The organism is Pseudomonas sp. LBUM1655, from assembly GCF_059716085.1.
In genome coordinates this window covers 5,014,494-5,027,588 of sequence record NZ_CP166801.1, presented here as the reverse complement: position 1 = coordinate 5,027,588, position 13,095 = coordinate 5,014,494, and the positions used below count along the sequence as shown (strand labels likewise).

Below are 13,095 nucleotides of genomic sequence, written 5' to 3'. Positions count from 1 at the left end.
GTGGCTTATGAAAACAACAATAAATCGCAGCCTTGCAGTTGCAGGTATTTGCCTTGCGTTACCACAGACTTCACAAGCGCTGGAGTTCGGTGGTTACTTGCGCAGCGGTGTCGGCAACTCGACCAAGGGCGGTGGCCAATCGTGTTTCCAGTTACCGGGGGCGCAGACCAAATACCGTTTGGGCAACGAATGCGAACAGTACGGCGAGCTTGAGCTGCGCCAGGATTTGTACACCCTCGACGACGGCTCGGTGCTCAGCGTCGATGGCATGGCCTCGCTGTACAACCGCTACAACCGCAGCCCCACGTTCAACGAGGATAACGGCTCGATCCGCCTGCCACAGGCCTACGCACAATGGTCGAACATGCCCGCGCTCAATGGCGGTTCGCTGTGGGCCGGGCGCCGCTACTACAAGCGTAATGACATCCACATTTCCGACTTCTACTACTGGAACCAGAGCGCCACGGGCGGCGGTGTCGAGGACGTGCTGATCGGCGACCTGAAATACAGCTACGCCTTTTCGCGCAAGGACAACCTGTACCAGAAGGACTACATCAACCGTCACGACTTCAACGTGGCCGGTTTCAATACCAACCCGGGCGGTGAGCTTGAGTTCGGCTTGAGCTACATCGACAAACCCGACAGCCGCGATGCCCACCGTGGCTGGGCGATCACCACCCAGCATGTGCAGAAGGATTTTCTCGGCGGCAAGAACAAACTGGCCCTGCAATACGGTGAGGGGCCGGGTACCGGACTCGGCTATACCGGCAACGTCAAACTGGACGACAGCAACAAAAGTTATCGGGTCGTGGAGTTTTTTGACTGGCAGGTGACGCCGCGCTTTGGCGGACAATTCGAAGCGGTGTATCAGAAGGACATTCGCCCGGACGGTGCTGATCAGAACTGGATGTCACTGGGCGTTCGCCCGGCCTATGCGCTCACCGAACAATTCAAACTGGTGACCGAGCTGGGTCATGATCAAGTCGAAGCCCCTGGCGGTACGCGCAAACTGAGCAAGTTTACGATTGCCCCGACGTGGTCTCCCAAAGGCCCTGAATTCTGGGCGCGCCCCGAGGTGCGTCTGTATTACACCTATGCCACCTGGAACGAGGCGGCCAAACGGGCGGCCAACGAACTGGCCAAAGGCTCGGCGCTATCGGACACCGGCGCCTTTGGCACCGCACGCCACGGGGCGAACGTCGGATTGCAGGTCGAATACTGGTGGAAATAAGCGATGCTGGTGGGGCGTTGCGCTCCATGGGCACTTCAAAGAATAAAACCGCAGGTGACGTCATGGCCACATCTCAACCCTTGCAACTGCTGGCGCCTTTGGCTGGCGTGCTGATACCGCTGGATCAAGTACCCGATCAGGTGTTTTCCAGCCGCGTGATCGGCGACGGTCTGTGCATAGACCCGACTTCGTCAACGCTGTGCGCGCCGCTGGCCGGGGTGATCAGCAACGTGCAGGCCAGCGGGCATGCCGTGAGCATCACCGATGACCACGGCGTTCAGGTGTTGCTGCACATCGGTCTTGATACGGTGAACCTCGCCGGTCAGGGATTCACCCGATTGGTTGAAGAAGGTCAGCGGGTGGAATTCGGTCAGGCACTGATCGAATTCGATGCCGACTACATTGCTTTGCATGCCCGCAGTTTGATGACGCTGATGCTGGTGGTCAGCGGCGAGCCTTTCACCTGGCTGACCGCGCCAACCGGTCTGGTCGAAACCGGCCAGCCATTGCTGAGCCTCGCCAGTGCAGAAACCACCGCCGAGGAGCCTGCGACGCCACAAGGCGAAGCGTTTTTCTCCCGGTTTTTGAAATTGCCCAATCCCAATGGCCTGCATGCGCGTCCGGCAGCGGTTTTCGCCCAGGCGGCAAAGGGTTTTGCAGCAAAAATCCTTTTGCACAAACAACAGGCCGAAGCCAACGCCAAATCTCTGGTGGCGATCATGGCGCTGCAGACCGCTTTGGGTGACAGCGTGCGGGTCAGTGCAGTGGGCGAAGATGCTGAGGCTGCTATCAGTGCGCTCTCCCGGTTGCTGGCCGAGGGTTGTGGTGAGGCGGTGACCGCGCTGCCGGCGGAGGTTCAAGTCGAGACCATCGAGCCTGAGAGTCCGGGTGTTCTGCTGGGGGTCTGCGCTTCACCGGGTTCGGCGTTGGGACGAGTGATGCAGGTCACCGAGTCGACGCTCGACGTGAGCGAATTTGGGGCCGGCCCGGCTATCGAACAGGAGGCTTTGGCCAATGCTCTGATCGAGGCGGATATGGCCTTGCAGCATTTGCGCGATACCGCCACCGGCGAGGCCAAGGCCGAGATCTTCAAGGCGCATCAGGAGCTGCTCGAAGATCCGAGCCTGCTCGATCAGGCCCAGGCGTTGATTGCCGAGGGCAAAAGCGCCGCGTTTGCCTGGCGCGCCGCCACCGAGACAACAGCGACACTTTTCCAGCAACTGGGCAGTGCGTTGCTGGCCGAAAGGGCGGCGGATCTGGCTGACGTCGGCCAGCGCGTACTGAAACTGATCCTCGGGATTCGCGAGCATGCGCTGGAGCTGCCGGCCGGGACCATTCTGATTGCCGATCAACTGACACCGTCACAGACGGCCGGGCTCGATACGAGCAAAGTGCTGGGATTCGCCACGGTCGGCGGTGGTGCAACCAGTCACGTGGCGATTCTGGCGCGGGCCTGTGGTTTACCGGCAATTTGCGGGATGCCCGTGCAGATGCTGGCGTTGGCCAACGGCTCACAGGTGTTGCTCGATGCCGACAAGGGCGAGTTACAGGTGCATCCGGACGCCGTGGCGATCAATCAATGGCAGGCCAGGCACGAGCAACAACACCAGCGCCGTCAGCACGAACACGCGCAGGCAACACTGGCGGCCTGTACCCGCGACGGACATCACATCGAAGTGACCGCCAACGTCGCTTCGCTGAGCGAGACTGAACAAGCGATGGGCCTGGGTGGTGCGGGCGTGGGGCTTTTACGCTCGGAGTTTCTTTATCTGGATCGCAACCACGCACCGACTGGCGACGAACAAGCGTCGACCTACAGCGCCATCGCCCGGGCCGTGGGGCCGTCGCACAATCTGGTGGTGCGCACACTGGATGTCGGCGGTGACAAACCTCTGACCTACGTGCCAATGGACAGCGAAACCAATCCATTTCTCGGGTTGCGCGGGATCCGCCTGTGTCTGGAGCGCCCGCAGCTGTTGCGCGAACAGTTCCGGGCAATCCTTGGCAGTGTCGGTCTGACCCGCCTGCACATCATGTTGCCGATGGTCACGCAGCTCTCGGAGCTGCATCAGGCTCGGCAGATGCTGGAGCAGGAAGCGCTGGCGCTCGGCCTGGTCGAGCTGCCCAAACTGGGGATCATGATCGAAGTGCCGGCGGCGGCATTGATGGCCGATCTGTTTGCGCCGCACGTGGATTTCTTTTCGATCGGCACCAACGATCTCACCCAATACACCTTGGCCATGGATCGCGATCATCCGCGTCTGGCCAGTCAGGCCGACAGCTTTCATCCCTCGGTATTGCGCCTGATCGCCATGACCGTGAAAGCCGCGCATGCCTACGGCAAATGGGTCGGTGTGTGTGGGGCGATGGCCTCCGAACGTCTGGCCGTGCCGTTGTTGCTCGGGTTAGGCGTAGATGAGCTGTCGGTCAGCGTGCCGCAAATACCGGCGATCAAAGCCGCAGTGCGCGAGGTGCATCTGCTCGACTGCAAAGCCATCGCCGAGCAGGTGCAGGGACTGGAAAGCGCTGAAGAAGTGCGCGAGGCGCTGCGCCTGTATCACGAGGCGACGGTCGATACTCTACGGGTTCTGGAGAACTGAACATGTTCGATAAATTGCAGAAAGCCTTCTGGAAAGCGCTGACCCCGGATCTGGTAGTGGACGAGCCGAAAGTGCAGGCCGTACCTGTCGAGGGGCTGAGTGCGCAGATCGTGGTGGCGCTGGGGGGAGTGGATAACCTCGAATCGCAACAACCGGCGGCGTTGACCCGAGTGCGAGTGACGTTGCGCGATGTCTCGCGCATGGATCGCCAGGCGTTGAGCGATGCCGGTGTCGCCGGCGTCATGCCGTTGGAGGGCGGTGTGGTGCACCTGATTACCGGCCTGCGACCTCAAGCCGATTGACGATGTGCGGCCTCAGGTCGCCCTTACTGTTTCGCAATTGCAGGTGTATCGTATTCGCCTTTTACGGGCCTTCAGGGTCCGTCGCTGATACGTGAGGTAGTTGAGTTCATGTCCTTTACCCGTCGCCAAATCCTCGGTGGCCTGGCCGGTCTTGTTGTCGTTGGCGTGGGAGCGGGGGGCGCGTCGCGTTACTGGCTGGGCAAAATGGCTGACGCTGAGGCTGGTCACGACTATGAGCTGATCGCCGCGCCACTGGACGTCGAACTGGTGCCGGGGCACAAGACCGAAGCCTGGGCGTTCGGCCCGTCGGCGCCGGGCACCGAGTTGCGCGTGCGTCAGGGTGAATGGCTGCGAGTGCGCTTCATCAATCACCTGCCGGTGGCGACCACCATTCACTGGCATGGCATTCGCCTGCCGCTGGAAATGGACGGCGTGCCTTACGTGTCGCAGTTGCCGGTGCTGCCGGGCGAATACTTCGACTACAAATTCCGTGTGCCGGACGCCGGCAGCTACTGGTATCACCCGCATGTCAGCAGCAGCGAAGAACTCGGTCGCGGGTTGGTCGGGCCGCTGATCATCGAAGAGCGCGAACCGACCGGTTTCAAGTACGAAAAGACCCTGAGCCTGAAAAACTGGCACATCGACGACGAAGGCAAATTCGTCGAATTCAGCATCCCGCGTGAGGCCGCGCGTGGCGGTACGGCGGGGCGGCTGTCGACCATCAACGGCGTGCCGTTGCCAGTGATCGAATTACCGGCAGGGCAGATCACGCGAGTGCGACTGCTCAACCTCGATAACACCCTGACGTATCGCATCAACATCCCGGGTGTCGAAGCGAAGATCTATGCGCTGGACGGCAACCCGGTCGAACCACGGCCGCTGGGCAAGGAATACTGGCTTGGCCCGGGCATGCGTATTTGCCTGGCGATCAAGGCGCCAGCGGCTGGCGAAGAACTGTCGCTGCGCAACGGCCCGGTTCGACTGGGCACCTTGCGTTCGGTGGCCAACACCGACGCCCCGACTGAATGGCCGAAAGCCTTGCCGGCCAATCCGGTGGCCGAGCCGGATCTGGCGAATGCCGAGAAACTCAACTTCAATTTCGAATGGGTCGGGTCGGTGTCGGTCAATGTCGACAACGGCAAGCCGCCAAGTCTGTGGCAGATCAACGGCAAGGCCTGGGACATCACCGACAAGACCTGTGCCGATCGGCCGATTGCCAGTCTGAAACTGGGCCAGAGCTATATTTTCGAATTGAAGAACATGACGCAGTATCAGCACCCGATTCATTTGCACGGCATGAGCTTCAAGGTGATTGCGTCGAACCGGCACAAGATCATTCCGTACTTCACCGACACCTATCTGCTGGGCAAGAACGAGCGCGCGCAAGTGGCGCTGGTGGCTGATAACCCGGGGGTATGGATGTTCCACTGCCACGTGATCGACCACATGGAAACCGGCCTGATGGCCGCCATCGAGGTGAAGTGATGCGCCAGATTCGCCCCGCAGCGATCATCGACCGCAGCCGTGATCGCGATTTCATGCACGAAGCCCTGGCCCTCGCCGCGCAAGGCGCAGCCCTCGGCGAAGTGCCTGTGGGCGCAGTGCTGGTGCAGGATGGTGAAATTATCGGGCGCGGTTTCAATTGCCCGATCACCGGAAGCGACCCCAGCGCCCACGCAGAAATGGTCGCGATCCGCGCCGCTGCTCAAGCCGTGAACAACTATCGCCTGCCGGGCAGCACGCTGTACGTGACGCTGGAACCGTGCAGCATGTGCGCGGGGTTGATCGTGCATTCTCGGGTGGCGCGGGTGGTATACGGCGCACTGGAGCCGAAGGCCGGGATTGTGCAGAGTCAGGGGCAGTTTTTTACCCAGGGCTTTTTGAATCATCGGGTGTTGTATGAAGGCGGGGTGCTGGCGGAGGAGTGTGGGGCGGTTTTGACTAAGTTCTTCAGAGCCCGCCGAGCCAAAAGCCCCTCACCCTAGCCCTCTCCCAGAGGGAGAGGGGACTGACCGAGGTGATTGGCAGAGGTGCGGCGACCGGGATATCGAGTTGAACTCGGATCCTGAAACGCTCAAAGATCGGCTCCCTCTCCCTGGGGAGAGGGCTGGGGTGAGGGGTGGGCTCACCGCGGTGTTAGGGAGTTTTAGTCACTTGCGGGCGACGATGACCGCCCGCATCGGCGCCGGCAGCCCTTCGATGGTCTTGCTGTGATCCTCAGGATCAAGGAAGTCGCTCAGCGACTGATACTTCATCCATTCGGTCCCGCGCTGTTCCTCGACCGTTGTCGTACTCACATCGACACAACGAATGTCAGTGAAGCCGGCGCGGCGCAGCCACAGTTCCAATGCAGGCACCGACGGCAGGAACCACACGTTGCGCATCTGCGCGTAACGGTCTTCCGGCACCAGCACCTGATGCTTGTCGCCCTCAACCACCAGCGTTTCCAGTACCAGTTCGCCACCCTTGACCAGGCAGTCCTTCAGCGCCAGCAAATGCTCGATCGGCGAGCGGCGGTGGTAGAACACGCCCATGGAAAACACCGTGTCGAAACCTTCAAGGCTTGGTGGCAGGTCTTCAAACGGGAACGGCAGGTGCCAGGCGTTTGGTTCGGACAGGTAACGTTGCACAGCCTGGAACTGGCAGAAGAACAGCCAGTTTGGATCGACGCCAATCACACTGTCCGCACCGGCACCGAGCATGCGCCACATGTAGTAACCATTGCCGCAACCGACATCAAGGATGCGTTTGCCTTTGAGGTCCAGATGCGGGGCGACCCGCGACCACTTCCAGTCCGAGCGCCATTCGGTATCGACATGCACGCCAAACAGATCGAACGGCCCCTTGCGCCATGGCGACAGGCCCATCAGCGCGGTGTGCATTTGCGCGCGGGTTTCATCGTCGCAATCGGTGTCGAGTTTCAAGCCGTTGAGCAGATCGACTTCGCTCGGCTGGATCTTCGGCAAGGCGTCCAGCGCACTTTGCCAGCGCTCCAGATCACCGTGGCCTTTCTCCATTTTCTTGTCGAGTTGTGCTTGCAGGGTGTTGGCCCAGTCGGCCAGCGGGGTACCGGCCAGGCGGCGGGCGAGGGGGGACAGATCAATCATGGCAAGGCAATCAACGAGGCAAAGTTAAGACACTGGAACCACGGCACGACTTTCGAGAACCCGGCGGCCAAGAGGCGTTCGCGGTGTTCTTCGAGGCTGTCGGGCTTCATGACATTTTCGATGGCGCTGCGCTTCTGGGCGATTTCCAGTTCGCTGTAGCCGTTGGCGCGTTTGAACGCGACGTGCAGATCGGTGAGCAAGGCGTGTTCTTCGGCATCGTTGAAGCGCAGCTTCTCCGAGAGAATCAATGCGCCGCCGGGCAGCAACGATTGGCGGATGCGCGACAGCAACGCGGTGCGCTGTTCCGGGGCAATGAATTGCAGGGTGAAGTTCAGCGCCACCACCGAAGCTGGCTGGAAGTCGAGCGCGAGGATATCGCCTTCGATCACTTCGACCGGCAGCAACTCCTGGAACATCGAGTTCTGGCCATTGAGGTATTCACGGCAACGCTCGACCATCGCGGCCGAGTTATCCACAGCGATCACTCGGCAACCGTCGGTGCGCACATGGCGGCGCAGCGCTTGAGTCACTGCACCGAGCGAGGCGCCGAGGTCGTAGAGCACGCTGTTTGGCTGGGCAAACTGCGCAGCGAGCACGCCGAGGTTTTCGACGATGGTCGGGTAACCCGGCACCGAGCGCTTGATCATGTCCGGGAACACCCGCACCACGTCTTCGTTGAAGGCGAAGTCAGGCACCTGGGCCAAAGGCTGGGCGAAAATGCGATCGGGTTCTTTGCTCACGGCGGTTTCCGGCGGTGTCGGTGGAAAAGGCCGGCATTTTAGCCAAAGTGGCGCGGGGATGCTTGGGTTGTCCGACGTGGCGAGGGGATTTATCCCCGATGGGTTGCGAAGCGGCCCCAAAACCGGTCAGCACGGTATGTCAGGCAGACCGCGTGCATAGGTTTTACGACTGCTGCGCAGCCGGTCGGGGATAAATCCCCTCACCACAGGATTTAGCGGTGTTTTTGGGAGAAGGCCGACGCCGCGATGCCCCACTGCCCAAGCCAATAGCTGAGGATGATGATGTACGGCGCGGCATTGAACGGCGCGACGAAGCGGTTGATGCCGATCACGCTGTCGGAGAACACAAATGCTAGCGCACCGCCGGCTGCCAGCAACGCCGAACGCTTCGGCACATCAGTTCCCAGGCGAGCGAGGGCGCGCCAAAGCATCGCGCTGATGGCGGTGCCGTAAACAATCACAGGAATCAGCAATGGCCCGAGTCCGCTGGAAATCAGAATGCCCAGCAGCACCGCGCCGACAACGACGGCGAGCACCAGCGGCAACAGCGCCAGACGTTTGCAATCGCTGAGGTAAGCCTTGAGGTACGCCAGATGTGCAACCAGAAACGCACCGAGGCCAAACACAAACAAATCCCCCGGCCACGCGAGCAATACATCGCCGAGCAGCGAGAAAATCAGTCCAAGGCTGATCCAGCGCCGATAGTCGCTGGGCGGGGCGTCGTGTAGCCAGCCGAGCAGCGCCAGCACCGGTAACGGTTTGACCAACAGGCAAAGCAGCGCCGCGTGGGTGCTCACACCGTAGAGAAAAGTCACCGCGCCCATCAGCGCCAGAATCAGCCAGCCCACGATCAGTTCACCGAAATGGCGCAGTCAAAGGTTTCCACCGGCAACACTTCCGGTGCCCACGGCTGTTGCGAGGTCAAGCGCAGACGCCCGGTGCCGGGAGCGAAGGCCTGAAAGCGCCAGGTCGAAAGGCCGGCAGCGCCGACCACACCGGCATCTTCCGGGTTGCTGTAAACCTCGGGGCTCAATGCACGCAGCACGCCACCGGCCGAATCCTGAATGGCCCAGCGATAACCCGTGGTCGGGTTGCTGGGCAGCATCACGATCAGGTTTTGCCCGTTGGTCATGCGCACGGGGCATTCGCTCTGTTTTTCCACGGTCACGTTGTGTTTCGGCTGCGTGGCGCAAGCGGCCAGCAAGGAAAGGGCGAGGGGGACAAACAGGCGAGTGGGGGACATAAGGTCAGCGGCTCCGGCGTTTACGACGAACGGCGAGCATAACTGAAGATGAGACAAAGTGTGACAGTCAGGGAATTCAGTGTTGTCAGCAATGACGCCATCGCTGGCAAGCCGGCTCCCACAGGTTTCTCGGTTGAACACAAAATTTGTGAACACCAACGAACATTGTGGGAGCTGGCTTGCCAGCGATAGCGGTACAGCAGGCACTACATGATTGTCAGAACAGCACCTTCGCCACATCAGCAAAGCGCTTGGCAAAGTGCACGGTAATGCCTTCCTTCAAATACTCCGGCAATTCGTCGAAGTTGCCACGGTTCGGCTCCGGCAAAATCAGTTCGAAAATCTTCTGCCGCCGCGCCGCAATCACCTTTTCGCGCACCCCGCCAATCGGCAGCACATGCCCGGTCAGCGTTAACTCGCCGGTCATCGCCACGCCTTTTTTCGGCGCTTGATTACGCGCGAGTGAGAGCAGGGCACTGGCCATGGTCACGCCGGCGCTCGGGCCGTCCTTTGGTGTCGCGCCTTCTGGCACGTGCAAGTGAACGAAGGCTTCGTCGAAGAACTTCGCGTCTCCACCAAATTGCTTGAGGTTCGAGCTGACATAGCTGTAAGCGATCTCCGCCGATTCCTTCATCACATCACCCAGTTGCCCGGTGAGTTTGAAACCACGGTTGAGCGTGTGAATCCGCGTCGCTTCGATCGGCAATGTGGCGCCGCCCATGCTGGTCCACGCCAGGCCGGTGATAACGCCTGTGCCGGACAGCACTTGTTCATTGCGGAACACCGGATGGCCCAGCGAGGCTTCCAGATCTTTCGGCCCGAGTTTGATCACCGCTTTCGGTTCGTCGATCAGCTTCATCACCGCTTTGCGCACCAGTTTGCCCAGTTGTTTTTCCAACTGACGCACGCCGGCTTCACGGGCGTAACCGTCGATCAAGGCCTTGAGGGCGCTGTCGCTGATGCTCAGGCTGCCCTTGGACACGCCGGCCTTTTCCAGCAGTTTCGGCCACAGGTGACGCTTGGCGATGGCGACTTTTTCTTCGGTGATGTAGCCCGACAGGCGAATCACTTCCATCCGGTCCAGTAGCGGGCCCGGAATCGAATCCAGAGTGTTGGCAGTGCAGACGAACAGGACTTTCGACAGGTCCATGCGCAGGTCGAGGTAGTGGTCGAGGAATTCGACGTTCTGCTCCGGGTCGAGGGTTTCCAGCAGCGCCGAGGCCGGGTCGCCCTGGTAGCTCTGGCCCATCTTGTCGATCTCGTCGAGCATGATCACCGGGTTCATCACTTCGACGTCTTTCAACGCCTGCACCAGTTTGCCCGGCTGCGCGCCGATGTAGGTGCGGCGGTGGCCCTTGATCTCGGCTTCGTCGCGCATGCCGCCGAGGCTGAAGCGGTAGAACGGTCGGCCGAGGGATTCGGCGATGGATTTACCGACGCTGGTTTTACCCACGCCCGGCGGGCCGACCAGCAGCACGATGGAACCGCTGATTTCGCCTTTGTAAGCACCGACGGCGAGGAATTCGAGGATGCGATCCTTGATGTCGTCTAGGCCGGCGTGGTGTTTGTCGAGGACTTTGCGTGCGTGCTTGAGGTCGAGTTTGTCTTCGCCGTACACGCCCCACGGCACCGAGGTCGCCCAGTCGAGGTAGTTGCGGGTGACCGCGTACTCCGGCGAGCCGGTTTCGAGGATCGACAGCTTGTGCATTTCTTCTTCGAGGCGCTTTTGCACCTGCGCCGGCAGGACTTTGCCTTCCAGACGCTGTTCGAACTGTTCGAGGTCGGCGCTGCGGTCATCCTTGGTCAGGCCGAGTTCCTGCTGGATGACTTTGAGTTGTTCTTTTAGGAAGAACTCGCGCTGATGCTCGCCGATCTTGCGGTTAACTTCCGCCGAGATCTCTTTTTGCAGGCGCGCGACTTCGACTTCCTTGCGCAGCATCGGCAGGACTTTTTCCATGCGCTTGAGCATCGGCACGCAGTCGAGCACTTCTTGCAGCTCGGGGCCGGTGGCGGACGTCAGGGCGGCGGCGAAGTCGGTCAGCGGCGACGGGTCGTTGGGGCTGAAGCGGTTGAGGTAGTTTTTCAGCTCTTCGCTGTACAGCGGGTTGAGCGGCAGCAGTTCCTTGATCGCGTTGATCAGCGCCATGCCGTAGGCCTTGACCTCGTCGGTCGGCTCGGTGGGCTGATGCGGGTATTCGACTTCGACCAGATACGGCGGGCGGTGGTGTTTGAGCCAGGTCTTGATGCGTACGCGGCTCAGGCCCTGGGCGACGAATTGGAGTTTGCCGTTTTCGCGACTGGCGTGGTGCACTTTGACCAGGGTGCCGTATTGCGGCAATGCGTCGGTGTTGAAGTGGCGCGGGTCTTCCTGGGGGGTGTCCATGAAGAACAGGGCCAGGGAGTGGTGTTCGGATTTGCTGACCAGTTCGAGGGTTTCGGCCCAGGGTTCTTCGTTGACGATGACCGGCAGGACTTGGGCCGGGAAGAATGGGCGGTTGTGGATCGGGATGATGTAGACCTTGTCCGGCAGGTTCTGGCCGGGCAGGGCGAGGCCTTTGCCGGAGGCGGTGTGTTCGATGTGATCTTCGCTGGCTTCGGTGTAGTCGTCGGAGTTATCGGGGAATTCTTGCTGGTCGCTCATGGGGCACCTGCGCAATGGGGTATGGGTCTTAGATGGGGCAGGGCTTGGGTGGTTTCAATGGGGGGCGGTGTTTCTGCTTGTGTGTTCAGGGTTTTGACAGGGTTCACGCTTTGGACTTGGCGGCCTTTGGGCCGACCATGTTCTTGGGGTTTTGGGGGTATATCCGTTTTTGCGGTGCCGCTGCTGGCGGTTTCGCTTTTACAGCGAGTCACTTTTGCAGACGCCCAAAAGTAACCAAAACGCTCGGCCCCGGCGTTCGGCCCGCTCGCTGGGGCTCGGGGTTCCTTCGTTACGGTGCTCATCCGGGGGCATCGCCTCCGGTTTGCTTCGCTGCACCTCCTCTCGATGTGTTCGACTTCGTCGAACGGCGCTGCGCGCCTACCCCCGGATGAACACCTTCACTCAGCCTGCCGAAGGGGCCGGTACGTCAAAAGCTGCAGCCGAGCTAACGCTCATCCTGTTGAGTGGTGAGGAGCGCTCGCTTGGCTTTTGTTTTGTGGTGGGTTTGCCCACCCCAGCCCTCTCCCTAGGGAGAGGAGGCCTATTTGTGGGCTTTTCAAAATCTGAGTTCGCCTCGGTATTTCACGTCGGCGTACTTCTTTCAAACACCTCGGTCAGTCCCCTCTCCCTTTGGGAGAGGGTTAGGGTGAGGGGCTTTTCAGCTGTGTGTTGGGGATTGGGAAATTTCGTGGTTATCCAGCACGCGGTTCACCGCCAGTTCCGCCAGCATGATGATCTGCTGGATCGCCAAAATCGTGCGCCGCTGCGGGAGGTCGATGTAGGCGGCGATGTCGCTGGTCATGAGGCTGGCTTGGGCCAGGGATTCGCAGGCATGTACCAGCAGGCTTTCGCTGTCTTGATCGGGCGCGACCTGGAACATGGTGCTGGGTTTGTGGAACCGCAAGGTGAGCGCGTTGGGTTTGAGGTAGTGGTCGAGGGCGCGTTCGGCGGCTTCGTGGAATTTCTTTGAATCGGGGGATTGGTAGGGCGAGGTGTCGTTGGTTTCTGGTGGATTGGGTGTGTGCTTTTTCATGGTGAAACTCCGAATGATAAGTGGGGCTATCACTCTCAATCACCGCGACGCGACAGAGGGTGGCAGCTGTACGCGGGTTCGCGGACCGAGCCATTCGGCAATCTCGGCATACCCGAAGGTATCCCGCGCACAGCCACCATCAAACCAAACGAAAAGCACCAGGGCGCTCCAGTTTGGGCCGGCGATTATGCATCAAAT

Annotated in this window: 11 protein-coding genes; 5 read left to right on the top strand and 6 right to left on the bottom strand. The window is 60.5% G+C overall.

Annotated elements, in window-relative coordinates:
• The first annotated feature begins 7 nt into the window (after positions 1 to 7).
• The 5 genes from ACA074_RS22425 to tadA all read left to right on the top strand — a co-directional run bounded on the left by ACA074_RS22425 (position 8) and on the right by tadA (position 6,118).
• Positions 8 to 1,231: a maltoporin gene (locus ACA074_RS22425; RefSeq protein WP_401266369.1), complete on the top strand. Its 1,224-nt coding sequence runs from the start codon at positions 8 to 10 to the stop codon at positions 1,229 to 1,231.
• Between the two features lie 62 nt (positions 1,232 to 1,293).
• Entirely contained in the window at positions 1,294 to 3,831 is a 2,538-nt protein-coding gene (gene ptsP / locus ACA074_RS22420) for a phosphoenolpyruvate--protein phosphotransferase (RefSeq protein WP_497677824.1), read from the top strand.
• Between the two features lie 2 nt (positions 3,832 to 3,833).
• Entirely contained in the window at positions 3,834 to 4,133 is a 300-nt protein-coding gene (locus ACA074_RS22415; RefSeq protein ID WP_497615297.1) for a PTS sugar transporter subunit IIB, read from the top strand.
• 108 nt (positions 4,134 to 4,241) lie between these two features.
• Positions 4,242 to 5,618 carry a multicopper oxidase family protein gene (locus ACA074_RS22410; protein ID WP_187680609.1) on the top strand — a complete coding sequence of 459 codons (1,377 nt, stop codon included), beginning with the start codon at positions 4,242 to 4,244 and terminating at the stop codon, positions 5,616 to 5,618.
• Positions 5,618 to 6,118, top strand: coding sequence for a tRNA adenosine(34) deaminase TadA (gene tadA, locus ACA074_RS22405; RefSeq protein ID WP_497615296.1), 501 nt, complete (start codon positions 5,618 to 5,620; stop codon positions 6,116 to 6,118). The genes ACA074_RS22410 and tadA overlap by 1 nt, the downstream gene beginning before the upstream one ends.
• Before the next feature lie 165 nt (positions 6,119 to 6,283).
• Here the strand turns inward: tadA and cmoB are convergent, their stop codons facing one another.
• From cmoB to ACA074_RS22375, 6 genes are all read right to left on the bottom strand, one after another.
• A complete protein-coding gene (gene cmoB / locus ACA074_RS22400) occupies positions 6,284 to 7,240 on the bottom strand; it encodes a tRNA 5-methoxyuridine(34)/uridine 5-oxyacetic acid(34) synthase CmoB (protein WP_497677823.1) in 957 nt (318 codons plus the stop codon).
• A complete protein-coding gene (gene cmoA / locus ACA074_RS22395) occupies positions 7,237 to 7,980 on the bottom strand; it encodes a carboxy-S-adenosyl-L-methionine synthase CmoA (protein WP_489878791.1) in 744 nt (247 codons plus the stop codon). The genes cmoB and cmoA overlap by 4 nt, the downstream gene beginning before the upstream one ends.
• 212 nt (positions 7,981 to 8,192) lie before the next feature.
• A complete protein-coding gene (locus ACA074_RS22390; RefSeq protein ID WP_497615294.1) occupies positions 8,193 to 8,828 on the bottom strand; it encodes a lysoplasmalogenase in 636 nt (211 codons plus the stop codon).
• 2 nt (positions 8,829 to 8,830) lie between these two features.
• Complete coding sequence (locus tag ACA074_RS22385) at positions 8,831 to 9,223, bottom strand: protease inhibitor I42 family protein (protein WP_497677822.1); 393 nt, start codon at positions 9,221 to 9,223, stop codon at positions 8,831 to 8,833.
• A gap of 217 nt (positions 9,224 to 9,440) precedes the next feature.
• Positions 9,441 to 11,864, bottom strand: coding sequence for an endopeptidase La (gene lon, locus ACA074_RS22380; RefSeq protein WP_497615293.1), 2,424 nt, complete (start codon positions 11,862 to 11,864; stop codon positions 9,441 to 9,443).
• A gap of 658 nt (positions 11,865 to 12,522) precedes the next feature.
• On the bottom strand, positions 12,523 to 12,897 hold the full coding sequence (locus ACA074_RS22375; protein WP_187680604.1) for a DUF6124 family protein: 375 nt from the start codon (positions 12,895 to 12,897) through the stop codon (positions 12,523 to 12,525).
• Positions 12,898 to 13,095: the final 198 nt, after the last annotated feature.